This is a genomic window from Oceanobacillus sojae (assembly GCF_900162665.1).
GTDB lineage: Bacteria > Bacillota > Bacilli > Bacillales > Amphibacillaceae > Oceanobacillus > Oceanobacillus sojae_A.
The window spans coordinates 682491-705075 of sequence record NZ_LT727811.1; the positions used below are offsets into that span (position 1 = coordinate 682491).

The 22585-nt window shown below is 39.2% G+C and carries 23 protein-coding genes, 1 tRNA gene, 1 other RNA gene and 1 pseudogene; 20 read left to right on the top strand and 6 right to left on the bottom strand.

Features of this window, described 5'->3' with window-relative positions; genetic code table 11:
• Window positions 1-17 precede the first annotated feature (17 nt).
• The 3 genes from BN1068_RS10470 to BN1068_RS10480 all read left to right on the top strand — a co-directional run bounded on the left by BN1068_RS10470 (window position 18) and on the right by BN1068_RS10480 (window position 1311).
• A complete protein-coding gene (locus tag BN1068_RS10470) occupies window positions 18-305 on the top strand; it encodes a TIGR04104 family putative zinc finger protein (protein ID WP_077602805.1) in 288 nt (95 codons plus the stop codon).
• Window positions 306-425: 120 nt separating this feature from the next.
• Window positions 426-498: transfer RNA gene (locus tag BN1068_RS10475), tRNA-Arg, on the top strand.
• A 210-nt stretch (window positions 499-708) separates the two neighbouring features.
• Complete coding sequence (locus tag BN1068_RS10480) at window positions 709-1311, top strand: hypothetical protein (protein WP_077602806.1); 603 nt, start codon at window positions 709-711, stop codon at window positions 1309-1311.
• A gap of 132 nt (window positions 1312-1443) precedes the next feature.
• Here BN1068_RS10480 and pflA read toward each other — a convergent pair whose 3' ends face one another.
• The gene (pflA, locus tag BN1068_RS10485; protein WP_077602807.1) at window positions 1444-2184 is read right to left on the bottom strand and encodes a pyruvate formate-lyase-activating protein; all 741 of its coding nucleotides are present in this window, start codon (window positions 2182-2184) and stop codon (window positions 1444-1446) included.
• 94 nt (window positions 2185-2278) lie between these two features.
• Window positions 2279-4534 carry a formate C-acetyltransferase gene (gene pflB, locus BN1068_RS10490; protein WP_077602808.1) on the bottom strand — a complete coding sequence of 752 codons (2256 nt, stop codon included), beginning with the start codon at window positions 4532-4534 and terminating at the stop codon, window positions 2279-2281.
• A 227-nt stretch (window positions 4535-4761) separates the two neighbouring features.
• Here pflB and BN1068_RS10495 point away from each other — a divergent pair, with 227 nt between their 5' ends.
• On the top strand, window positions 4762-5679 hold the full coding sequence (locus BN1068_RS10495; protein ID WP_077602809.1) for a DMT family transporter: 918 nt from the start codon (window positions 4762-4764) through the stop codon (window positions 5677-5679).
• Between the two features lie 244 nt (window positions 5680-5923).
• On the opposite strand, the gene BN1068_RS24185 is transcribed toward BN1068_RS10495, so the two are convergent.
• On the bottom strand, window positions 5924-6298 hold the full coding sequence (locus BN1068_RS24185; protein WP_077602810.1) for a helix-turn-helix domain-containing protein: 375 nt from the start codon (window positions 6296-6298) through the stop codon (window positions 5924-5926).
• A 156-nt stretch (window positions 6299-6454) separates the two neighbouring features.
• On the opposite strand from BN1068_RS24185, the gene BN1068_RS10505 reads away from it, so the two are divergent.
• From BN1068_RS10505 to BN1068_RS10520, 4 genes are all read left to right on the top strand, one after another.
• Window positions 6455-6688, top strand: coding sequence for a helix-turn-helix domain-containing protein (locus BN1068_RS10505; protein WP_077602811.1), 234 nt, complete (start codon window positions 6455-6457; stop codon window positions 6686-6688).
• A 570-nt stretch (window positions 6689-7258) separates the two neighbouring features.
• Entirely contained in the window at window positions 7259-8500 is a 1242-nt protein-coding gene (locus tag BN1068_RS10510; protein ID WP_077602812.1) for a dicarboxylate/amino acid:cation symporter, read from the top strand.
• 261 nt (window positions 8501-8761) lie between these two features.
• Window positions 8762-10477: an acetate--CoA ligase gene (acsA, locus tag BN1068_RS10515; RefSeq protein WP_077602813.1), complete on the top strand. Its 1716-nt coding sequence runs from the start codon at window positions 8762-8764 to the stop codon at window positions 10475-10477.
• Between the two features lie 540 nt (window positions 10478-11017).
• Window positions 11018-11533 (top strand): type 1 glutamine amidotransferase domain-containing protein, encoded by a 516-nt coding sequence (locus BN1068_RS10520; protein WP_077602814.1) that lies wholly within the window; start codon window positions 11018-11020, stop codon window positions 11531-11533.
• Window positions 11534-11582: 49 nt separating this feature from the next.
• Here the strand turns inward: BN1068_RS10520 and BN1068_RS10525 are convergent, their stop codons facing one another.
• Window positions 11583-12875 carry a glycoside hydrolase family 18 protein gene (locus tag BN1068_RS10525; protein WP_077602815.1) on the bottom strand — a complete coding sequence of 431 codons (1293 nt, stop codon included), beginning with the start codon at window positions 12873-12875 and terminating at the stop codon, window positions 11583-11585.
• A gap of 63 nt (window positions 12876-12938) precedes the next feature.
• Window positions 12939-13466, bottom strand: coding sequence for a cysteine hydrolase family protein (locus BN1068_RS10530; RefSeq protein WP_077602816.1), 528 nt, complete (start codon window positions 13464-13466; stop codon window positions 12939-12941).
• A 92-nt stretch (window positions 13467-13558) separates the two neighbouring features.
• Between BN1068_RS10530 and tadA the strand changes: the two genes are divergently transcribed.
• The 3 genes from tadA (at window position 13559) to BN1068_RS10545 (ending at window position 15601) form a co-directional block, all read left to right on the top strand.
• A complete protein-coding gene (gene tadA / locus BN1068_RS10535; protein WP_077602817.1) occupies window positions 13559-14062 on the top strand; it encodes a tRNA adenosine(34) deaminase TadA in 504 nt (167 codons plus the stop codon).
• Window positions 14063-14127: 65 nt separating this feature from the next.
• Window positions 14128-14393: signal recognition particle sRNA large type (gene ffs, locus BN1068_RS10540), an RNA gene on the top strand.
• Between the two features lie 182 nt (window positions 14394-14575).
• Window positions 14576-15601 (top strand): NADH:flavin oxidoreductase/NADH oxidase, encoded by a 1026-nt coding sequence (locus tag BN1068_RS10545; RefSeq protein ID WP_077602818.1) that lies wholly within the window; start codon window positions 14576-14578, stop codon window positions 15599-15601.
• Between the two features lie 250 nt (window positions 15602-15851).
• Here BN1068_RS10545 and BN1068_RS23945 read toward each other — a convergent pair whose 3' ends face one another.
• Window positions 15852-15941: a putative holin-like toxin gene (locus BN1068_RS23945; RefSeq protein WP_254846746.1), complete on the bottom strand. Its 90-nt coding sequence runs from the start codon at window positions 15939-15941 to the stop codon at window positions 15852-15854.
• Between the two features lie 269 nt (window positions 15942-16210).
• Between BN1068_RS23945 and dnaX the strand changes: the two genes are divergently transcribed.
• The 9 genes and pseudogenes from dnaX (at window position 16211) to BN1068_RS10590 (ending at window position 22559) form a co-directional block, all read left to right on the top strand.
• Window positions 16211-17920 (top strand): DNA polymerase III subunit gamma/tau, encoded by a 1710-nt coding sequence (gene dnaX / locus BN1068_RS10550; protein ID WP_077602819.1) that lies wholly within the window; start codon window positions 16211-16213, stop codon window positions 17918-17920.
• A 27-nt stretch (window positions 17921-17947) separates the two neighbouring features.
• On the top strand, window positions 17948-18262 hold the full coding sequence (locus tag BN1068_RS10555) for a YbaB/EbfC family nucleoid-associated protein (protein WP_077602820.1): 315 nt from the start codon (window positions 17948-17950) through the stop codon (window positions 18260-18262).
• A gap of 91 nt (window positions 18263-18353) precedes the next feature.
• Complete coding sequence (gene recR, locus BN1068_RS10560) at window positions 18354-18950, top strand: recombination mediator RecR (protein ID WP_077602821.1); 597 nt, start codon at window positions 18354-18356, stop codon at window positions 18948-18950.
• A gap of 61 nt (window positions 18951-19011) precedes the next feature.
• Window positions 19012-19224, top strand: a complete 213-nt coding sequence (locus BN1068_RS10565) for a YaaL family protein (RefSeq protein WP_077602822.1) — start codon at window positions 19012-19014, stop codon at window positions 19222-19224.
• A gap of 209 nt (window positions 19225-19433) precedes the next feature.
• Window positions 19434-19697, top strand: a complete 264-nt coding sequence (locus tag BN1068_RS10570) for a pro-sigmaK processing inhibitor BofA family protein (RefSeq protein ID WP_077602823.1) — start codon at window positions 19434-19436, stop codon at window positions 19695-19697.
• 115 nt (window positions 19698-19812) lie between these two features.
• Window positions 19813-20010: a sigma factor G inhibitor Gin gene (locus BN1068_RS10575; RefSeq protein ID WP_077602824.1), complete on the top strand. Its 198-nt coding sequence runs from the start codon at window positions 19813-19815 to the stop codon at window positions 20008-20010.
• A gap of 144 nt (window positions 20011-20154) precedes the next feature.
• A complete protein-coding gene (locus BN1068_RS10580; RefSeq protein WP_077602825.1) occupies window positions 20155-21576 on the top strand; it encodes an aminotransferase class I/II-fold pyridoxal phosphate-dependent enzyme in 1422 nt (473 codons plus the stop codon).
• A pseudogene (gene tmk / locus BN1068_RS10585) lies at window positions 21576-22261 on the top strand (dTMP kinase). The gene BN1068_RS10580 and the pseudogene tmk overlap by 1 nt, the downstream one beginning before the upstream one ends.
• On the top strand, window positions 22230-22559 hold the full coding sequence (locus BN1068_RS10590) for a cyclic-di-AMP receptor (RefSeq protein ID WP_040977662.1): 330 nt from the start codon (window positions 22230-22232) through the stop codon (window positions 22557-22559). The pseudogene tmk and the gene BN1068_RS10590 overlap by 32 nt, the downstream one beginning before the upstream one ends.
• Window positions 22560-22585 lie beyond the last annotated feature (26 nt).

Genomic DNA, 22585 nt, shown 5'->3' on the forward strand with positions numbered 1-22585 from the left:
GAGAAGAGGGGAAGTATATGCATACACCGGACTGCAGCTATTGCGGGAAGAGATGGAGTTATGGGCAGACCTTTAAACAGGTGTTTAAGATTAAAATGATCTGTCCGCATTGCGGTAAAGAAAACTTTTATAATGCAAGTAAAAAAGGCGGCTGGCTCCCTTTATTAGCAATTCCAATTTTTTTAGGGCTGGCACTTTTATTGAAGCTGTCCTCTGCCGGGATTATTCTGGTAGGCTGTTTATTAATGATTCTTCACGTTTTATCTATCCCTTATCGGACAAGATTACAGAAAGCAGGAAAATAAACGAAACAACCTGCTTTTCAAAATAGATAAGGTTTAGTATAATACGATTGTTCATGTATTTTTCAAAAGACGGATAAGGTAATATAATTGAGCGGATACAACTGCTTGATTATACTAATAGCCCCAGTAGCTCAGGGGATAGAGCATCGGTTTCCTAAACCGTGTGTCGCAGGTTCGAATCCTGCCTGGGGCGTTAAGTTACAATACATGGGAAAAAGTAACTGGGAGCATCAGAGATTTCCAGTTACATTATTTTTGGAAAAGGTATGCACCTAAAAATTTAAATAAACCGTTAAACGTCATTTTTCATTTTCTTGTTTGTCCTATAACAAGAATTTAGAAGAATGGCGTTTTAAATTTTATTGCGTTGTTAACTACAAATAATTTAGAAAGAAGGCATTTTATGCGATTTTTGCCCTTACTATTGTGTATTTTTTCTATACTACTTATTCTGGAAGGCTGCAGTAAAGATAGTGAAAAACTAGTTCTAATCACAGAACATCCAAGCGGTTTACATAATCAAGGTGAGTTTTATAGATATAATAAGATAGAAAACATTGGTACATATGAAACAGGCCCAATTACAATTGAAGTTGAAATGGCAGAGACAATAAAGGGCAGTATGGACGAAGATATACCTTCCTATGATACGGATGAATTCAAAGACATGGAAATAATAAATGTTCAATTAAAATTTAGTTTAAATGAAGAAATAGAAGATAATCTGAACTTTAGTAATCATGAAAATATGCATATAGTGACTGATACGGATGAAATGATTAATCAACCAGATCAGTCATTGAGTAGTATGATTGATATGCCGATATTAAAGAATGCCCAGCAGTTTCATGCGGATCCATATTCGCGATATTTTATGTTTCAATTAAAAGAATCCACCGCACAAGAAATCAAAAAAGCGACCCTGCTGATAGACGCACCACTAGATAGTGAGGGAAACGAGGCAGGGGAAGATTTAGAGATAGAAATTGATTTCTCAAAAGATTAATTTCTATTTCAGCAATTTTTTAGCCCAGCATTGACATTGTATTGAATTATAAAATGAAAGGAGCCGCTTTTTTCTGTGAGCGGCTCCTTTCATCTATATAAAGAGCAATATCGAGCAAGGAAGTTCTCGCTGCTATATTACTTTGACCCGATTCAAAATATCTTCCGCATTTCTCACTCTATCCTCTGTCGGCGGTTCAACACCCTCCAGCGGATAATCCAATCCAAGATTTTCCCATTTATAGACACCTAATTTATGATAAGGCAGGACTTCTATTTTTTCGACATTATTTAATGTAGCAATAAAATCGGAGAGCTGCTGCAAATATGCATCATTATCACTGCCGCCTGGTACCAGCACATGCCGGATCCAGACAGGGACATTTTTTTGGTCTAAATAATGGGCCATATCCAGAATATGTTCGTTTGACAGGCCGGTGAGCTCTTTATGCTCTACAGAATCAATATGCTTTAAATCTAATAATACTAAATCGGTTAATTCCAATACTTTATCTAAATGCTCAATAAAATGAGGAGAGCGGTTAAAGCATCCGGCGGAAGTATCAATAGTTGTGTGAACGCCTAATTTTTTCAGCTCGGTAAATAACTCAAGTAAAAATTCAACCTGAAGCAAAGGCTCTCCGCCGCTTACAGTCACTCCTCCATTCGTAGCCTGGAAAAACGGAAGATAATCTTTAATGTCTTTTACAAGCTCTTGTACAGACATTTTCTTTCCTGACCCCATTTTCCAAGTATCCGGATTATGACAAAATTTACAGCGTAATAAGCAGCCCTGGGTAAAGATAACATACCGCAGCCCCGGTCCATCTACTGTTCCACACGTTTCGATTGAGTGAATTCTTCCTTCTTTCATGATGCTCTTCCTCCCCGTTTTATTGCTTAAAATAATTCATTATCAGGCGCTCTGATAATTTCATGAGCGCCTGATAAAATTTTCTTACAGGACCTTACAGGCTTTCATGGAAGGTCCGGTTAATCACATCAATTTGTTGTTCTCTTGTCAGTTTAATAAAGTTTACCGCATATCCGGAGACACGGATGGTCAACTGCGGATATTCTTCCGGATGCTCCATCGCATCTAATAAGGTTTCACGGTCAAATACATTGATGTTTAGATGATGCCCCTGTTTTGCTGCATAGCCGTCAAGAATGCCTGCTAAGTTTGTTGTTCTTGTTTCTTCATCTTTACCTAATGCTTTCGGAACGATGGAGAATGTATTGGAGATCCCATCCATTGCATATTTATATGGCAATTTTGCTACAGAGCTTAAAGAAGCTAAGGAGCCGTTTTTATCGCGGCCATGTAATGGGTTTGCTCCCGGTGCAAAAGGTTCTCCTGCTTTTCGTCCATCTGGTGTATTTCCTGTTTTCTTCCCGTAAACAACATTGGAGGTAATCGTCAGGATAGACTGCGTTGGTACGGCATTGCGATACATATGATGCTTTTTAATTTTATTCATAAAGTTCTTCACTAAATCGACTGCAATCTCATCGACGCGTTCATCGTTATTGCCGTATTTAGGATAATCTCCCTCAATTTCATAATCAACGACCAGCCCATCTTCATCACGGATAGTTTTCACCTTTGCGTATTTAATAGCACTTAAGGAGTCTGCGATAACAGACAGTCCGGCAACACCACAGGCCATAGTCCGCAACACTTCACGGTCATGCAGTGCCATTTCCAGCCGTTCGTAGCTGTATTTATCATGCATATAATGAATGATGTTTAATGCGTTGACATATAATCCGGATAACCAGTCTAAGAGTGTATCATATTTCTCCATCACTTCGTCATAATCCAGATATTCTGACGTAATTGGTGCATAGTTTGGAGCTACCTGCATTTTCAGGTTTTCATCCACACCGCCGTTAATGGCGTAAAGAAGAGCTTTTGCCAGGTTTGCTCGTGCACCGAAGAACTGCATTTGTTTCCCGATGCGCATAGCAGATACACAGCAGGCAATACCATAATCATCACCATAAATCGGGCGCATAATGTCATCATTTTCATATTGGATAGAACTTGTTTTAATGGACATTTTTGCACAATATTTCTTATAGTTTTCCGGCAGTTTTGTGGACCAAAGAACCGTTAAGTTTGGTTCAGGTGCCGGACCTAAGTTATCTAACGTATGCAGAAAACGGTAGGAGTTCTTTGTTACAAGCGGACGTCCGTCTTCTGCTATCCCTGCCAATGATTCTGTAACCCAAGTTGGGTCTCCGCTGAACAATTCATTATAATCTGGTGTTCTTGCGAATTTTACGAGACGCAGCTTCATTACAAAATGATCAACAAGTTCTTGCGCTTCTTCCTCTGTCATAACCCCATTTTTAATATCTCTCTCTATATAAATATCTAAGAATGTAGAAACACGGCCAAGGCTCATTGCTGCACCGTTCTGTTCTTTAATCGCAGCTAAATATGCTAAATAGAGCCATTGGAAGGCTTCCTGTGCAGTTGCTGCCGGTTTTGAAAGGTCAAATTCATATTTTTCGCCGAGTTTTTTCAAGTCCTGCAGAGAACGAATTTGCTCAGAAGTCTCTTCACGGTCACGGATAATATCCTCTGTCATGGTGCCGTTACCAATCAGATTAAGCTCTTTTTTCTTTTCTTCGATTAAACGATCCACTCCATATAAGGCAACACGACGGTAATCTCCAATAATACGTCCGCGGCCATATGCGTCAGGAAGACCGGTAATAATTCCTGCTTTTCTTGCTTTTAAGATTTCGGGTGTATAGGCGTCAAAGACTCCCTGGTTATGCGTTTTACGATGTTCTGTAAAGGTATGAACAACTTCATCATCTACCTTATATCCATAGGATTCTGCAGCGGCTACTGCCATACGGATACCGCCAAACGGCATAAGAGCACGTTTAAAAGGTGCATCCGTCTGGACGCCGACTATTTTTTCCAAGGGTTTATTTAAATAGCCGGCTTCATGAGAAGTAATTGTTGAAACGATTTTTGTATCTAAATCATAGACACCGCCATTTTCCCGTTCTTCTTTGGTTAATTGCATGACTTGATCCCACAAATCCTTTGTTGCCTGGGTTGCATCTGTCAGGAAGGATTCATTTCCTTCATATAAATTATAATTCTGTAATATAAAATCACGAACATCGATTTCTTTCTGCCAATTACCATCAAGGAAACCATCCCAAGGAACTCTTTTCACCACTTCATCTGCTACTTTCATAGCAAAACCCCTCCTCTTAATAATCATATTGTGAAATATTTCACAATATCTTAATTTCATTATACCGCTTTTGAAATATAAAACAAGTGAAATTCTTCACAAATAAGAAAAGTTCTTAAAATGTTCAAATTTAACGGCTTATCTGAAAAAAAGCAGGAATATTGTTTTCCTTGATGACTTTGCTTAAAATAAATACATTACGTTTTCTGAGAAAGAAGGTTTCTTTTTTGTACATATTAATCGTCTTAGGGATTATCGCAGGGATGATGATTCCTATGCAGACAGCAGTAAATAACCGTCTGAATTTATTTACGAAAGCTATTTTTCCTACCTCTTTTTATTCTTTTTTATCGGGGACTATTATTTTATTCTTCATTAATTTAATTATGGATCCTGGCAAATTTACGATGTCATTCTTTGCATCCCAATCCTTGTCTTACGTCTGGTTTGCCGGTGGTGTACTCGGAGTTATTTTTCTTACAGGTAATATTATTTTATTACCCAGGATCGGTGCAGCATTAACTGTTATTGCTGCAGTCACTGGACAAATGGTGATTGGAATTTTAATTGATACATTCGGCTGGTTTGGTGCAGAGGTAAAACCATTACATGTTATGCACATTATTGGTGCTATCCTTTTAGTTGCAGGAATTATTTATATGAATGCCAAAAAGAGGCCGGGCGGCTCTCAAAATCATTCCCGCCTATGGATCGTATTTGGTTTATTTACCGGAATGATGCCGCCGATGCAAACAGCTATTAATAGTGAATTGCGATATGAAGTAGATTCGTTTATTTACGCAGCTCTTATATCATTTATCGTAGGTACCATTGTGCTGTTTATTCTGTCAATGATCCTTAGTAAAGGGGTAAGGTTAACACGTACTTCTGGTAATTTCAAATTGAAGCCCTGGCATTTTGCCGGCGGTCTGCTCGGCGCTGCATACATTGCCTCGAATATCAGCTTAATGCCTTATCTGGGTGTTACCCTGACAATGATGTCTACCATTTTAGGGCAAATAGTAATGGGATTATTAATTGATCACTTTGGTATGTTTAACCTGCCGAAATATCCAATTGATCAGAGGAGAATTATTGCTGTTATTATGATAATTGGAGGAATTGCGCTGTTAAATTTCTTTTAAGAGAAGGACAGACCTTGTTTTCTTGTTCAGGAAACAAGGTCTTTGTTCGTTGTAGGAATTTACGTTCTGTTTCTGTGTTAAAAATGAAGGTGCAGCAAGTACACCTGTTTCGGCAGATAAGAGAGTATAGGATTTCTTGTTTCATAACGTTCTTGATGGCAGCCCGAGATTGCAGCGAAGGCAGTCAGTATAAGGGGATGTGACAATAAAATATTTCTGATAGTCCTTATGGAAAATATATATGCTATTCTTTTTTATCAGCATTTCTATTATCCATTTTCTTTTTATATAAAACATATTGTATCACGTCTAAAGCTTCTTGTTTCTCATCTTCTGTCATGCGTTTCCAATTACTGAACATTAATGTATCCTGTTCAGACATCGGCTCGGGCTGGGACGTATCTTTTGGTGAGGGATACATAGATTTACCAAGAAGCCAATCTACAGAAACGCTATATAATTCAGCCATTTTATGTAAAGTATCTGTATCAGGGTCACGATACTCTCTTTCATAACCAGATAAAGTACCATTTGAAATTCCAAGAAGCTTCGAAGCTTCAATTTGTTTTAATCCAGCTTTTTCTCGTGCTTCTCTTAATCTTTGGGAAAGAATTTTCATTGTATCCACCTCATTATAGAGATAATACCATTTTTAATAAAAACAATAGTATTTTTAAGCGAAATGCAAATTTTACTATATTAATATATTGACTTATGCAAAACGCTTAATTATAATTTAATGTAGAAAAAACGAAATGATGGATGGGGTGATTTAGTGGAAATTCATGAAAAAATTGAGTTTATCAGACAGCAAAAACAGATAACAAAGACACAAATTGCGAAGAAATGCTCCAAGACGCCTGCCTGGTATACAAATATTTCTAAAGGGAAAACAAAGATAGATGTAGATACCTTGGAAAAAATAGCAGAGGCATTAGAAATTGATGTAAAAATGTTGTTTGATAAGGAATTAAATGATGCCTTAAACAAATGCAAAGAGCTTTTATAAGTTAAATCAAAGAAACGATAAAATGAAGAGATTTTATGCATCCCAGACAATATTGATACCTCAAAGAGCTTGAATTATAGTTATATAATAAAGAGCGCCACAAAGTTATTTCCTCAAAGAGAAATCTCTCAATCAGACTAAACTTTTCCTAATATAATAAGTAATTTAGGTTCTATCTCCTCATATCAAAGGGGGTAGTTTTTTATTGGAGAAAAAATGGTTTTGTTTTACAAGATAATAATCAGAGTAAAGTCTTTAAAACTGGCAGGGATATGGTAAATAATGTATTATTTTGAAAAATACTATTCAAGAACCTGGCATTTATGGTAGAATTTAACCTGCTTATTCTACAAATAGAAATAACCCTGTATAAATGTAGTCGCCTCAACTACAAAGAAAGACAAATCCAATAAATCTATGTTTATATCCAATGGAATTTATGAATTTATCAAGAGTAAAAATAATCAATCTTAGACAAAGTGAACTTCGGCAGTCTATCAACTCTATAAATTTTTATTTTTCAAATGGGTATTTTTTTAACCCTCTAACATAGTGAAAGGAAGAAGGTATATGGATTCTAAAAAATTAACAAAAAAAATTTTAATAGCTTTAATTGCAGGTGCTGTTGTCGGGATGGCTCTGACATTTGCTCCTGAAAGTTTTTTTGGTCCTCTGGATAAATATGTGCTGGGTCCGATTGGACAAATATTTTTAAACCTTATTATGATGCTCGTTGTTCCGCTTGTATTTGTATCCATTGTTTTAGGTGCAGCAGGTCTTGGGGATCCGTCGAAGCTGGGGAAAATCGGTGTTTTTACAGTTACTTTCTTTTTAGCAACTACTGCCATTGCAATCAGTATAGGCTTAGCGTTAGCTTATATCGTTAAGCCGGGTAAAGCAGGTATTTTTGATACATCCAACCTTGATGGTTATACACCTGATGAAGCGCCGCCCATTATGGATACACTGATTAATATCATCCCGGAGAATCCAATTGCGGCAATGTCCTCCGGAGATATGCTGCAAATTATTGCCTTCGCTATTTTTATTGGAATTGCATTGGCATATTTAAAAGATAAGACAAAAGGTATCTATAATTTGTTTGAACAGGCAAATGAACTTTTAAATTGGCTTATTATGCTTATTATGCGATTTGCTCCTTATGGCGCTTTTGCGTTAATTGTATCAGCAATCGGCGGCGCAGGGCTGGATGCAGTCGGCTCTATGTTAAGCTATATGTTAACTGTTATTGGCGGATTAATTCTGCATGCATTTATTTTTTATTCATTAGCTATCTGGTTATTGGGACGCGGTAATCCTATTAAATTCTACAAAGGGTTCTTTCCCGCAATGACAGTGGCTTTTAGTACATCCAGCTCAACAGCAGCACTGCCTGTAGCGATGAAAACAGCACAAGAGAACCTTGGGGTCAGGAAAGAAATCAGCAGCTTCGTACAGCCGCTGGGAGCAACCATTAATATGGATGGTACCGCAATTATGCAGGCTGTTGCGACCGTGTTTATTTCACAGGTATATGATTTGCCGCTGACGATGGTTGACCTTTTAATGGTTGTACTTATTGCTACATTGGCAAGTGTCGGTACTGCAGGTGTGCCGGGGGTTGGCCTAATTATGCTGGCAATGGTGCTGAATCAAGTTAACCTGCCTGCTGAAGGGATCGCATTAATTATTGGTATTGACCGTATTCTGGATATGCTCAGAACAGCTTTTAATACTTCTGGAGATGCTGCCTGTGCGTATATTTTATCAGAGCATGAAAAACGAAAAGAGAAAAAAGCACAAGAAGCGTAATGGATTATGCCGGTAAGATTTGTCTTACCGGTCCTTCCAAGTTTGCTGATTAAATCATTTTATGTTCTATTAAAAGTTGCAGCAAGCCCTCCATTAAACGGTATTCCTCATGGGGATATCTCCTTTATTTTGTAAAATTAGAAACAAACTCTTTAAAAATGTCACAGAATGTTCTAAAATAGAATCAGTTAACAAAATATTTAAACCCTTTTTTTTATTCTATTTGTAATCGTTTTCAATTTAAGTGGATGAGGTGATTAGATGGATATGCAAGCAATACCGGCCCGTGAAGGGAAGCATAATTTAAAAAACTATGAGGATTTTCGAAAGGATTTTTCTTGGGAAGATGTAGAAAAGAACTTTTCCTGGCATGAAACGGGAAAAGTGAATATGGCATATGAAGCACTTGATAAACATGCTGACAATCCTGATAAGAAGGATAAAATTGCATTGCTATACTCAGACCCAAATCGTGAAGAGAAAGTCAGTTTTGATGAATTGCGCTTGAAGAGTAATCAATTTGCAAATGTACTAAAAAAATACGATGTGCAAAAAGGGGACCGTGTTTTTCTATTCATGTCGAGAAGCCCGGAATTTTATGAAGCATTCTTTGGTATTTTAAAAGTTGGTGCTATTGCAGGTCCGTTATTTGAAGCATTTATGGAGCAGGCAGTCGGAGACCGGCTGGAAAACAGTGAGGCGCGCGTCTTAATTACAACACCTGATTTACTCTATCGTATACCTCAGGATAAATTGCCGAATTTAGAGAGAATCGTATTAGTGGGTGAGCATGAGGAAGAAGGGGATCAGTACATTGATTTCCATACAGAAATGAAGAATGCATCCACTGATTTCGATATTGTATGGGTGGATAAAGAAGACGGCATGCTGCTTCATTATACATCCGGTTCAACAGGAAAACCAAAAGGAATTCTACATGTGCATAATGCGATGATTCAGCACTATGCAACTGGCGAATGGGTATTGGATTTAAAAGAGGATGATATATACTGGTGTACTGCCGATCCGGGCTGGGTAACGGGAACGAGCTACGGTATTTTTGCACCATGGCTGCATGGCGTAACGAATGTGATTCGCGGGGGACGCTTCTCTCCGGATGACTGGTATAAGACATTACAGGATAACCATGTTACGGTATGGTACACTGCACCGACAGCATTACGTATGCTCGTAAGTTACGGTGAAGAGAAGGTCAGAGAGTACGATTTGTCTGCACTCCGTCATATTTTGAGTGTTGGAGAACCGTTAAATCCGGAAGTTATTACTTGGGGTTTAAAAGCATTTGATTTGCGTATCCATGATACATGGTGGATGACAGAGACAGGTGCGCAGCTTATCGTAAATATTCCGGCGTTGGAAATCAGACCCGGGTCCATGGGGAAACCAATTCCTGGAGTAGAGGCTTCTATTGTGGATAATGAAGGAAATGAAATTCCTCCGAATCAAATGGGTAACTTAGCAATCAAAGCAGGCTGGCCGTCTATGATGCGTGAGGTTTGGAATAATAAAGGAAAATATGAGAGTTATTTTATCAATGGATGGTATGTTTCCGGAGACAGCGCTTATCGGGATGAAGATGGCTATTTCTGGTTCCAGGGCCGTTTAGATGATGTGATTAATACATCTGGTGAGCGGGTTGGGCCATTTGAGGTAGAAAGTAAGCTGATTGAGCATCCGGCTGTTGCAGAGGCAGGAGTTATCGGTAAACCTGATCCAGAGCGCGGAGAGATTATTAAAGCGTTTATTACTTTAAATCCAGATTACGAAAAAAGTGATGAGCTTTTAGAAGAAATTCGTCAATTTGTTAAGAAGGAATTAAGTGCACATGCTGCACCGAGAGAAATTGAAGTAAAAGACTCTATTCCTAAAACACGAAGCGGAAAAATTATGCGCCGTCTGTTAAAATCATGGGAATTGGGACTGCCGACAGGTGATACGTCGACATTAGAGGAATAATACTGCAGTATTAAAAAAACGATTAGAATAAAATGTAATCAAAATAAAAGGGATTTTCTGTGCTTTGAGCGGAAAGTCCCTTTTTTGGTGTCGACAGTGATTTGAAAATGAATTAAATTGTCGTTTATGAACAATGGAATCAATTATTTATGCAGGTGGAACAATTAATAGTCAAAAGATAGAAGAATTCCTTGCAGGGAGTATATTCAAACAAGCATATTTGGAGGATAATATTACATACAAAAAGACAGAATAGCTTATAGAGGATGTTCAAAAAGTTCCTAAATGAGTGCTCCTTCATTTAGATGTACTCTTGATCCATTTACCTCACTATACTGCTGCCTTTCAGCAAAGCTGAAAGGCGTGTGAAGGGTAACTCACACGAATGGATCAAATTCATATTTTAGCACATCATACGAGCAAGAATGATTTTGAACACGCACATATAGAATTGTTTAAGATATACACATTCTTATGTTTTAAATAAATTCTATTTGGGAAGATATAGGATGTAACCATTATTAAAGGAGTGAATGATTCATGGGTAAAAAAATCGCAACAGTTATTACAGACTTATTTGAAGATGTAGAATATACAAGCCCTAAAAAAGCTTTGGAAGAAGCAGGTCACGAACTGGTTACTATTGAAAAGGAACAAGGAAATACGGTAACCGGTAAGTCAGAAGGTACAAAAGTAACAATTGATAAAGGTATTGATGATGTAAAACCAGAGGATTTTGATGCATTATTTATCCCTGGCGGTTTTTCTCCTGATATGCTTCGTGCAGATGATCGTTTCGTAGCATTTGCAAAGCATTTTATGGATGAGAAAAAACCGGTTATGGCGATTTGCCACGGACCACAGCTTCTTATTACTGCTAAAACATTGGATGGACGAGCAGCGACAGGCTTCAAATCTATTCAAGTAGACCTTGTAAATGCAGGTGCAAAATTCCAGGATAAAGAAGTTATAGTTTGCCAAAACCAATTAGTAACAAGCCGTACACCAGATGATCTTCCGGCATTTAATCGTGAATCTGTGAAGGTACTTGGTTAATTAATCATATAAAAGAGGGATGCTCCAATTTTTTAGGAGCATCCCTCTTTTATTCACTCAATTTCTGAATATCAAATTCATTATTTAAAAGCAGCCAGTTCTGCGGAAAAGCAAGCCCTAATTTCCAATAAGAAATTCCTAACAGCTGAAATTCCCGGATTAAATCAAATTTTGCCTGAATAGACCGGGCATCCTCAAACCAAACCTCATGCTCCTGACCTGATTCATCGACATACATAAAATAAGGGGCCTGAGCGGTAGTGTCATATTGAATAGCGACATTATTCTCCCAGGCGATGTTGACAGCCTGCTGCGGGCTGACAGCTCTTGCAGCCTCCCCTCCTTCCACAAAAGGAAGCGTCCAATCATACCCGTATAGATTTTGACCAAGCATTATTTTCTCTGACGGTATTTCTGAGACAGCATATTCAACGACATCACGGACGGAATTCAGTGGAGAAACAGCCATTGGTGGACCATAGCTGTATCCCCATTCATAGGTCATTAACACGACAAAATCAACGATCTCCCCGTGTGCTCTGTAATCATGTGCTTCATACCATTGTCCAGACTGCTCTGCGCTTGTTTTTGGAGCGAGTGCTGTTGAAATCTGCAGCCCTGCTTGTGATAGGCGGTCCTTTGCTGTACGCAAAAAACTGTTATAAGCCTCGCGATCTTCCGGCAATAAAAATTCAAAATCAAAGTGTACATCACGAAAATCCTGCTCGGTAGCAATATTAATAATTTCATCTAATAATGTATTTTGAACAGCCTGCACTGTTAAAATAATATGTCCGACCTCCGAGCTGAATGAGCCTTCTTCCAAATTAGTCACCACCATCGCAATAGAAGCACCGTTATCTCTTGCGGAGGTAATGAGATTTCCTGTTGGCGGAGCTGCAAGCGTACCATCCCGATTCACCCGATAACTAAATAAGCTGAGATACGTTAAAAAGGGCGTATAGTTGCGTGCTGCTGTTTCTAAAGCTTGGGAAACCTCTTCTCCCATTGGTTCGACATAAGCATTTGAGGTAATCGGTTCTTTTGGAGCTGGAGGAATATATAAGCGGAATCCGGGATAAATAATCTGGTTCGAATTTAAACCGTTAATTGTTGCCAATTCTTCCACACTGATATTAAATCTGCCGGCAATGGAAAAAAGCGTATCTCCAGACTGAACAAAGTAAAATTGACCGACAATCGGAATAACAAGTGCTTGCCCGATTACTAATTGATTTGGTGCATTTAAATCATTCGCATTAACTATATCTTGAACGGAAGAACCGTATGTATCCGCAATTTGTTCCAATGTATCGCCCTGTTCAACGACGTATATCTGCAAAATAATACCCCCTTCAAATGACTTCTTACATACTATACATATGAAGGGGGTGAGAGTTATATGCTAAACTGGCGAGATATCTGCATCCATTACAGACTCCATCAGATAAAGTGCATAGTTATTATTTTCGCTTTCCTCAGAAGCAATGCAGTTTTTAGGAATAGAAAGACTTAATTTATACATATAGGCATCCTTTGCAGTAAACAGGATGCAGATATCGCCGGCAATCCCTGCTAAAATAATGTGCGAGCGATTTAATTCTGTTAAGAGTGCATGTAATGGTGTTTGAAAAAAAGCAGAGTGTTGTGGTTTAATTAGGAAATAATCATCGTCATCCGGCTTCATTTTTTCAATGATTTCCTCACTTTTTTCATTTTTACAATAGTCGATAATTTTGTGGAAGTCTGCTTGCCATAAGCCATAATGATCATTAACATAGATAACAGGAATCGATTTTTCTTTAGCGAATTCTCGGAGTTTTATTAGATTTGGCAGCATCTCTTCTGTAGAGGCATGAAGATTATCGCCGCCATCAAATTTAAAATCGTTAATTAAGTCAATGAAGACAAGTGCTGTATTTTCAATTTTCATAGTTATTGGATGTCTCCTTTAAAAAAGATAGGTTAAATTAGTATTCCCTTTTGGTACGATAATTAAAACGATAATAAAGTGATGTGATAAAAATGACAGAGGAAATATCAGTAAGTCAAGATGAATTATATATGGCAGCAGCTATTCAAGAGGCTCGCCGGGCCTGGATATTAAATGAAGTGCCGATTGGTGCCGTGATTGTCAAAGATGGGGAAATTATCGGAAAAGGCTTTAATTTGCGGGAATCTATACAAACAACCTTAACCCATGCAGAGCTTCTTGCTATTCAGGAAGCTAATCAGGCGGTGGGCAGCTGGAGATTAGAGGATTGTACCTTATATGTGACGCTAGAACCATGCCCGATGTGTGCCGGAGCGATTGTACAGTCAAGAATCAAACGTGTGGTCTATGGGGCAAGTGATCCAAAGGCCGGCTGTGCCGGAACATTAATGAATTTACTGGAGGAGCCGCGTTTTAATCATCAGGTTGATGTAACCTCTGGTGTCCTTGAACAGCAGTGCAGTACTATTTTAAAAAACTTTTTTAAAGAACTGCGTCAGAAAAAGACCGAGAAGGATTCGGAAGTGGGAGATTAGGACAAGTATCGAAAAAGCAACACTTTTTATTGCATTTTTGGGACGAGAAAGCTATAATAATAATTACGTGCTAAGCGGGGAGGTAGCGGTGCCCTGTACTCGCAATCCGCTATAGCGAGGCCGAACCCCTGCTCGAGGTGGGATGACTGTATGGTCTGACCTAAGGGAGTGGTGTTGACGTCCTGGTCCTGCGCAACAGGAACCCATGAACCCTGTCAGATCCGGAAGGAAGCAGCAGTAAGTGGTCTTTCTTGTGTGCCGCGGGGAAGCCTGGGCTGAGCCATGAACTTAGGTAGCGCATATGGTCATTCCATCGAAAGCAGGTGCACGCTACATATGGAAAAAGGAACTGCAAAAATGCAGTTCTTTTTTTATGCAAAAAAATGCTTTATCCTGCGAGCGCAGAAGTTTTAGCTGTTTTTTAGAATATGGAAGGCAAACAGATTATTTGCACAAAATAATAACAAAGCATATGCTATGAATTACTTAAAAATTTATAAGCGAGGTGCAAGAATGGCTCAATTAACACAACCATTTACATTAAAAAATTTAACCTTGAAAAATAAAATTGTTATGGCGCCAATGTGCCAATACTCCGTTGATGCCAAGGACGGAGTTCCAAATGACTGGCATTTTGTTCATTACACATCACGTGCAGTGGGCGGCGCCGGCCTAATCTTAGTTGAGATGACAGATGTCGATCCAGATGGCCGCATTACAGATAATGATCTCGGTCTATGGTCAGATGAACAAATTCCAGCTTATAAAAAAATCGTCGATGCTGTCCATAAACAAGGTGCAAAAATAGGTATTCAAATTGCTCATGCCGGCAGAAAAGCGGAAGATGCAAACCCACCTGTTGCTCCATCTGCAATTCCTGTTACAGAAGACGATAAAATGCCACGTGCTTTAACTACAGAAGAAGTCAGGGAAACCGTTCAACAATTTCAGGATGCAGCAAAACGGGCGGTCGAGGCCGGATTCGATACAATCGAATTACACGGTGCACATGGCTACCTGATTCATCAGTTTCACTCTCCTTTAATCAATCAGCGGAAGGATGAATACCAGGAGCCATCCTTATTCGGGGTCCAGATTATTCGGGCAGTTAAAGATGTTATACCAGAGGATATGCCATTGTTAATGCGGATTTCAGCCATTGAATATATGGACGACGGCTACGATATAGACCATGCACTAGAAGTTGCCAAGAAATACAAAGCAGCAGGTGTTGATATGTTCCATATCTCCAGTGGCGGGGAGGCTCCTCCAGGAAAACAAAAACCGGCAACACACCCAGGCTATCAGGTTCCATTTGCACGTAAATTTAAGGAAGAGCTGGATATGCCAGTGATTGCTGTTGGAATTTTAGAAGATCCTGAGTTAGCGGAATCTGTTATCGGAAATGGTGATGCGGACTTAGTTGCAATTGGACGCGGCATGCTGAAAGACCCTTATTGGGCAATCCGGGCCAGTGAGAAGCTGGGGGATACTATAGAGCCGGCAAGACAATATAAGCGTGCTTACCCGAAAAAGTAATGATACATGTAGCCTTATAGAAGCATGTTAATTGTACGTTGTTCTTTTTATAGGTTAGATTGTACTAGAAGCAGGGTATATGATATAATTTCTTATATAAACGCATAGTATATAATATAGAAAAGGGCAGTATGTATGAGCATACTACCCTGATAATACACACAGTTATTTCTCTCTATCAGAAGAGAGGGAAGGCTGTTTTAAAGTGACGAATGAAGCCACCCTATTTGCCGGCAAGCTAAGGGTGGTTTTACTTTTGGTTTTTGTCGTGAAATGAAAGAATGGCTATGATAAGCATGCCAAAGCTGATCATTAAAGACAGCGCATCAAAAGTAGCCATAGGCATCACCTCCTTCCACATAGGAGATGCTGCCTTCCACCGTTAAACTTTTTACTGTGTGTATTATAGGGTATTATATCACAACGAGAACATTAGTTCTATAATTTCAATGAAGCTTCTTTATTATTTATGAAGAAACTCTCTAAAAACTCAATTTCTTTAATAATTATTTAAACATAAATTACTTCCAGATAATCTAGTTATAAGGTTTTCATCCTAGCCCCTAATCGGGTATAATAATAAGGAGACACATAAGGGGAATCGAAATCATGAGTTATCAAGCTTTATACCGCGTCTGGCGTCCAAGAACATTTGAAGATGTTGTAGGACAGCAGCATATCACGAGAACATTACAAAATGCCATTACACAAGATAAATTCTCACATGCTTATTTATTCTCTGGTCCGAGAGGGACAGGGAAAACAAGTGCTGCAAAGATTTTTGCGCAAACGATTAATTGTGAGCATGCGCCCGTCAAAGAGCCATGCAATGAATGTGCAGCGTGCAAAGGTATTCAAGATGGCTCTATTTCCGATGTCATTGAAATTGATGCGGCATCGAATACAAGTGTCGATGATATTCGTGATATCCGGGATAAAGTGAAGTATGCACCAAGCTCTGTACCTTATAAAGTGTATATCATTGATGAAGTGCATATGATATCTGTAAATGCCTTTAACGCGCTTCTGAAAACACTGGAAGAACCGCCAAAACACGTTGTATTTATCCTTGCGACAACAGAACCGCATAAAATACCATTAACGATTATTTCCCGTTGCCAACGCTTTGATTTTAAACCAATTTCTAATCTGGCCATTGTGGAAAGAATGCGGAAAATCATGCATGCCGAAAATATTTCTGTGACAGATGAAGCTTTAGAGTCCGTTGCCTTAGCAGCAGAAGGCGGTATGCGTGATGCGTTGAGTATTCTGGATCAGGCTATCTCCTATAGTGAAGAGCAGGTAGAGCTTGAGGATGTGCTGGCGGTTACCGGCGGTGTATCTCAGGAGGTTCTCACCAATATTGTCCGCGCGATGATACAGCAGGATGTACAGACTGTACTCAGCGGATTGGATCAGATGATTCAAACAGGAAAAGATCCGGGGAAATTTGTGCAGGATTTAATATACTTTATGCGTGATTTACTTTTATATAAAACCTCGTCAGGATTAGGAGAGCTGCTAGAGCGGGCTGTCGTGAATGAAGCCTTTGAAGAATTGGCTAAGCAGGTTACAAACAACTGGATCCAGCATTCCATTATTGAACTGAATCAATGTCAGCAGGAAATGAAATGGTCCAACAGTCCGAAGATCTTTATTGAGGTGGCATTATTATCGATTACAGATCAATTTGGAAAAACGCAAGGAGCGGGGCAGATACCGTCTGATGCTGTAGACCAGTCAGATGCCGTTCTCAAGCTTCAGCAAAAATTACAGGCGATGGAGCGTGACATTGCGAAGTTAAAAGAAGCTCCGCCGCAGCATCAGGAAGCTGGAGGAAGCTCTCCTGCAGCTGAGAGACGCCGTCCCGCTTCCAGGAATTCACGAAACACATATAAGATTCCATTTGACCGGATTCGTGATACACTAGGAAAAGCAGAGAAAAAAGAGCTGAAGGATGTGCATGCACAATGGGCAAACTTCTTAAGCCAATTAAAAACAGCGAATGCTCCGGCACATGCAACCATACAGGACAGTAAGCCTGCCGCAGCATCAGCAGATACACTTATTGTAGCGTTTAAATATGAAATTCATTGTTCTTTATTCCTTGATCATCGGGAAATGGTAGAATCGATATTAGGGAATTTAGATAAACCTCGCACGATTATTCCGATTCCTGAGAAAGAATGGAATGACCTGCGCAGTGAATATATCCAAAAGCAGGAAAAGCCTGATGAACAAAAGGAACAGGAGGGAGATCCTCTTGTAGATGAGGCAAGAAAGCTCTTTGGTGATGATTTATTAGAAATTCATGAATAATATATATATTTAAAGGAGGTATTTTCCATGAAGGGAAATATGAATAACATGATGAAGCAAATGCAGAAGATGCAAAAAAAGATGATGAAAGCACAGGACGAATTGCATGAAATGTCCTTTGAAGCTACAGCTGGCGGCGGTATGGTAACTGTACGGGCAAACGGCAAGAAAGAAATTGTGGATGTAGAGATTAAAGAAGAGGTTGTTGATCCGGATGATATCGAAATGCTGCAGGATTTGATTGTAGCAGCAACAAATGATGTCTTAAATCAAATTGATGAAAAAACAAATGCAACAATGGGACAATTTACAAAAGGATTGAATATGCCAGGAATGTTCTAATTCCTTTCTAATAGAAAATAAGGCGTCTGGCTTCTTTGCCAAGGCGTCTTATTTTCCCTTAAAGTGATGTTTTACAGGGAGGTAAGAAAATATGTATTATCCAGAGCCGATAACTAAGCTGATGGACAGCTTCTCCAAATTACCGGGAATTGGTCCAAAGACGGCAGCACGTCTGGCCTTTTTTGTTTTAAATATGAAAGAGGATGATGTGATGAACTTTGCTAACGCATTAGTTCATGCGAAACGTGATCTTACTCATTGTTCGGTTTGCGGACATATTACGGATCAGGATCCCTGCGCTATTTGCCAGGATACCAGCCGGGATGGATCTATTATTTGTGTTGTCCAGGATCCGAAAGATGTCATAGCAATGGAAAAAATGAAAGAATTCCGCGGCAGATATCATGTGCTTCATGGGGCAATTTCACCGATGGATGGAATTGGCCCGGAGGATATCAATGTACCGGATTTGCTTAACCGCCTGAAGGATGAAGAGGTAGAAGAGCTTATTCTGGCGACAAACCCGAATATTGAGGGAGAAGCAACAGCAATGTATATTTCCCGTCTGGTAAAACCTTCAGGAATCCGTACAACGCGTATTGCACATGGATTACCTGTCGGTGGCGATTTAGAGTATGCTGATGAAGTGACATTGTCAAAAGCGTTAGAAGGAAGAAGAGACGTCTGATTTCTATTTCTGATCATCTGGTGAGATGAAATTTCATTTATAATGGGGTTTGGTGGAGAGTATGGCAAAGAGATTAAAGAAAAAAGATATGGATCAGGAGCTTCTGAATGCTTTATATCAAGTAGAAGGGGAATGGAGACAGCTTCAGGATTTTGTCCGAAAAAGTATCGACCCTTCACGAAATGGTATGCAGGAGAAACTATTGGCGAAATCTAAATATCTGATGCTATTAAGAGAGGCACGCGTTCGGAATGTAAAAGCTGACCGGTTTTAAAGAATAATATATAATTTTCACGAAAGAATCAGGGAGGTTTCCAATTGCCTGGTTCTTTTTATTGTCCGTTCTTGCTGGCCATGGAAGGGGTTTACCAAATAACCCCAGAAAGCTCCAAACTGATTCAACCACTTTGAAAATCTGTTCTAATCGCTGTCGGACAATCATAGAAATATGTTAAAGCGATGGAAGGAAAGTGGGGAAGTGGGATGAATTCAACACTATTTATTGGAATCATTATCGGATTAATTATTCTTTTATTTATCGTAGGTGCACCGGTGAAACCAATGAAATATATTGGGAAAGCAACAATCCGGTTAGGTATAGGTGTATTGCTGCTGTTTTTCTTAAATGTGTTCGGAGGTGCTGTCGGCCTGCATATACCCATTAATCTATTTACTGTTCTGGTATCCGGGTTTCTTGGTGTATTTGGTGTCGGTTCCCTGGCAGCTATTCATCTATTTATTCTTTGAAATGCTGTTTAGCTATCCTTGTATATCATCCACTAGTAAAGCTTATACATAATATATTTTTTTATGTATAGCATCCGTTAGATTAGGAGATACTAGTTTTAACGGAGGTGGAGAAATGAAACAGCAAAAAGTTCAAGAATATGAGTATTGTGGAATTTGTGAGGAGCCAAAGGAAAACGGTATTCATTTGTATTCCATGTTTCTCTGTTCAGATTGTGAGCATAATATGATCCATACAGAGCCAAGGGAAGAAAAGTATCAATACTATCTCTCAAAGTTAAAAAATATTAAACAACCAAAATTACACTCTTAATATAATCCCCTTTTAACAAGTCTTTGCATGCAAAGGCTTTTTTGTTAGCATAAAATATAAAAGAGAAAGCATTCTAATTAAGAGAAGGTAGATAATAATGAATCTATTTGTTTATTTATATACGAGAAGAAATGAGGGAGGAAAATGGACCAGCAGCGCATACCATTAGCAGAGCATCTACAGGCATTTGCAAAAAGTAACCCGATCTCTTTCCATGTTCCCGGTCATAAACATGGCCAAATTTTTTCCTCTGCATATAAGGCAGATTTCCAGCAGATACTCCGCTGGGATGCGACAGAAATTACAGGGATGGATGATTTACATGCGCCCACAGGTGTCATTGCAGAGGGAGAAAGCTTAGCTGCAGACTTTTTTAAGACAGAGCATACCTTCTTTCTTGTCGGCGGTTCGACAGCTGGAAATCTGGCAATGATTCTTGCAGCGTGTAAGCAGGGGGAGAAGATTCTTGTGCAGCGTAACTGCCATAAGTCTGTAATGAATGGATTGGAATTAGCTGGAGCGAAGCCTGTTTTTCTGGCACCGGACTGGGATGATGACGTTAAAAGGTATACAAGTCCAAGCTATGAAACTGTGGAAGCAGCAATAGCGCAGCATCCAGATGCGCAGGCGTTAGTACTTACTTACCCGGATTATTTTGGACAGACCTATCATCTTAAAAAAATGATTGATAAAGCACATCAATATAATATTCCTGTGTTAGTCGATGAAGCACATGGGGTTCATTTTGCATCGGGAGATCCTTTCCCGGCTTCAGCAATTCAATTAGGAGCTGATGCGGTTGTTCACTCTGCACACAAAATGGCTCCAGCAATGACGATGGCTTCCTATTTACATATTGTAACGCCGCGCGTTGATCAGTCCCGGATTGCTCATTATTTACAAGTTATTCAGTCGAGCAGCCCCTCGTATATATTGATGGCTTCTTTAGATATGGCCAGACATTTTTTAGCAAACTATTCAAAGGAAGAACGAATAAAAACGGTAAAAAGTGTCGAATATGTGAAGACTTTATTTGCATCCTTTCCTTTTTGGGAAGCTGTTTCTTCCACAGATCCTTTAAAGCTGACGTTCCACGTGAAACATTCTTTTTCGACAAAGTCAGTTGTGAACTTGCTCGAAAAGGCAGGGATTTTCCCGGAGCTTGCTACAGATGAGCAAATTTTATTTATCCATGGACTTGCCCCCTTTGAACAAATTGAAATGTTAGAAAAAAGGTTGAAAACAATCGGGCATCCATTAAAAAAATCAGTAAATCGTGCTACAATAGAGAGGATAAATCTTTTCCCAGATAAGATTCAGGAATTAGATTTGTCTTATCAGGAAATGAACAATTATACAACGTATCTGGTCCCGATGAAGGAAAGTATTGGAGAAATAGCTGCTGATGCAGTTATACCTTATCCGCCTGGTATTCCGGTTCTTTTAAAAGGAGAAAGAATCAAGCGGGCGCATATAGCACACTTTGAAAAATTAGTAGAGCAGGGTGTTCGGATTCAGCATAGGGACTCGGGATTACGCATATATAGGAATAAAGGGGAACGATGATGACAAATGGTTTGTTTATAACATTTGAAGGCGGCGAGGGAGCCGGCAAGACCACCATTCTAAATCAGGTTTATGAAGAGCTGACAGGAAGAGGGATAGAGGTTATCAAGACAAGAGAGCCAGGCGGTATTCGTATCTCTGAAAAGATTAGAGATATTATTCATGACCCTCTTCATCTTGAGATGGAGGAAAGAACAGAAGCATTATTATACGCAGCAGCAAGAAGACAGCATCTCGTAGAAAAGGTTTTCCCTGCATTAAAAAAGGGAAAAATAGTATTATGTGATCGCTTTGTGGACAGCAGTCTGGTTTACCAGGGCTATGCAAGAGGCATCGGCGTGGATGAAGTATTTGCAATTAATCAATTTGTGATCCAGGATTGCATGCCGGATATAACGCTATTTTTTGATATTGATCCGAAAAAAGGACTGGAGCGCATTTCAGCTAATGCTGAGAGAGAGAAAAACCGCCTGGATTTAGAAACGGTTGAATTTCACGAGAAAGTCTATGAAGGCTATCAGTTAATCAAATCTCGTTTCCCGGATCGTTTTCAAACTGTGGACGCTGACCGCTCACGTGAGGCTGTATATGAAGATGTGCTGGAAAGAATTATTACTTTTTTAAATAAATAAGTCAAAAGGGGCTGATCAATCATGAAATTAATTATAACGGTTATTCAGGATAAAGATTCCAACCGCTTGGTAAACGCGTTAGGTGAAAATAAATTTCAAACAACAAAATTAGCTACAACAGGCGGATTTTTAAAAGAAGGTAATACGACACTAATGATTGGTTGTGAAGACGAATATGTGAATGACGCCCTTGAAATCATTCGCGATAATTGCTCGCATCGTGAACAGATGGTTGCGCCAATTTCTCCAATGGGAGGAAATGCAGATTCTTATATTCCAAAACCGGTTAAAGTGGAGGTTGGCGGAGCTACTGTATTTATCCTGCCTATTGAGTCCTTTTACCAATTCTAAAAACATATTTTAATAAAGCGGGAGGG

Excerpts from the sequence above, each read along its gene's own strand:
- BN1068_RS10470 (WP_077602805.1), top strand. The coding sequence starts at position 18 with ATGCATACACCGGACTGCAGCTATTGCGGGAAGAGATGGAGTTATGGG.
- BN1068_RS10480 (WP_077602806.1), top strand. The coding sequence starts at position 709 with ATGCGATTTTTGCCCTTACTATTGTGTATTTTTTCTATACTACTTATT.
- pflA (WP_077602807.1), bottom strand. The coding sequence starts at position 2,184 with ATGAAAGAAGGAAGAATTCACTCAATCGAAACGTGTGGAACAGTAGAT.
- pflB (WP_077602808.1), bottom strand. The coding sequence starts at position 4,534 with ATGAAAGTAGCAGATGAAGTGGTGAAAAGAGTTCCTTGGGATGGTTTC.
- BN1068_RS24185 (WP_077602810.1), bottom strand. The coding sequence starts at position 6,298 with ATGAAAATTCTTTCCCAAAGATTAAGAGAAGCACGAGAAAAAGCTGGA.
- BN1068_RS10510 (WP_077602812.1), top strand. The coding sequence starts at position 7,259 with ATGGATTCTAAAAAATTAACAAAAAAAATTTTAATAGCTTTAATTGCA.
- acsA (WP_077602813.1), top strand. The coding sequence starts at position 8,762 with ATGGATATGCAAGCAATACCGGCCCGTGAAGGGAAGCATAATTTAAAA.
- BN1068_RS10520 (WP_077602814.1), top strand. The coding sequence starts at position 11,018 with ATGGGTAAAAAAATCGCAACAGTTATTACAGACTTATTTGAAGATGTA.
- BN1068_RS10530 (WP_077602816.1), bottom strand. The coding sequence starts at position 13,466 with ATGAAAATTGAAAATACAGCACTTGTCTTCATTGACTTAATTAACGAT.
- tadA (WP_077602817.1), top strand. The coding sequence starts at position 13,559 with ATGACAGAGGAAATATCAGTAAGTCAAGATGAATTATATATGGCAGCA.
- BN1068_RS10545 (WP_077602818.1), top strand. The coding sequence starts at position 14,576 with ATGGCTCAATTAACACAACCATTTACATTAAAAAATTTAACCTTGAAA.
- BN1068_RS23945 (WP_254846746.1), bottom strand. The coding sequence starts at position 15,941 with ATGGCTACTTTTGATGCGCTGTCTTTAATGATCAGCTTTGGCATGCTT.
- dnaX (WP_077602819.1), top strand. The coding sequence starts at position 16,211 with ATGAGTTATCAAGCTTTATACCGCGTCTGGCGTCCAAGAACATTTGAA.
- BN1068_RS10555 (WP_077602820.1), top strand. The coding sequence starts at position 17,948 with ATGAAGGGAAATATGAATAACATGATGAAGCAAATGCAGAAGATGCAA.
- recR (WP_077602821.1), top strand. The coding sequence starts at position 18,354 with ATGTATTATCCAGAGCCGATAACTAAGCTGATGGACAGCTTCTCCAAA.
- BN1068_RS10565 (WP_077602822.1), top strand. The coding sequence starts at position 19,012 with ATGGCAAAGAGATTAAAGAAAAAAGATATGGATCAGGAGCTTCTGAAT.
- BN1068_RS10570 (WP_077602823.1), top strand. The coding sequence starts at position 19,434 with ATGAATTCAACACTATTTATTGGAATCATTATCGGATTAATTATTCTT.
- BN1068_RS10575 (WP_077602824.1), top strand. The coding sequence starts at position 19,813 with ATGAAACAGCAAAAAGTTCAAGAATATGAGTATTGTGGAATTTGTGAG.
- BN1068_RS10580 (WP_077602825.1), top strand. The coding sequence starts at position 20,155 with ATGGACCAGCAGCGCATACCATTAGCAGAGCATCTACAGGCATTTGCA.
- BN1068_RS10590 (WP_040977662.1), top strand. The coding sequence starts at position 22,230 with ATGAAATTAATTATAACGGTTATTCAGGATAAAGATTCCAACCGCTTG.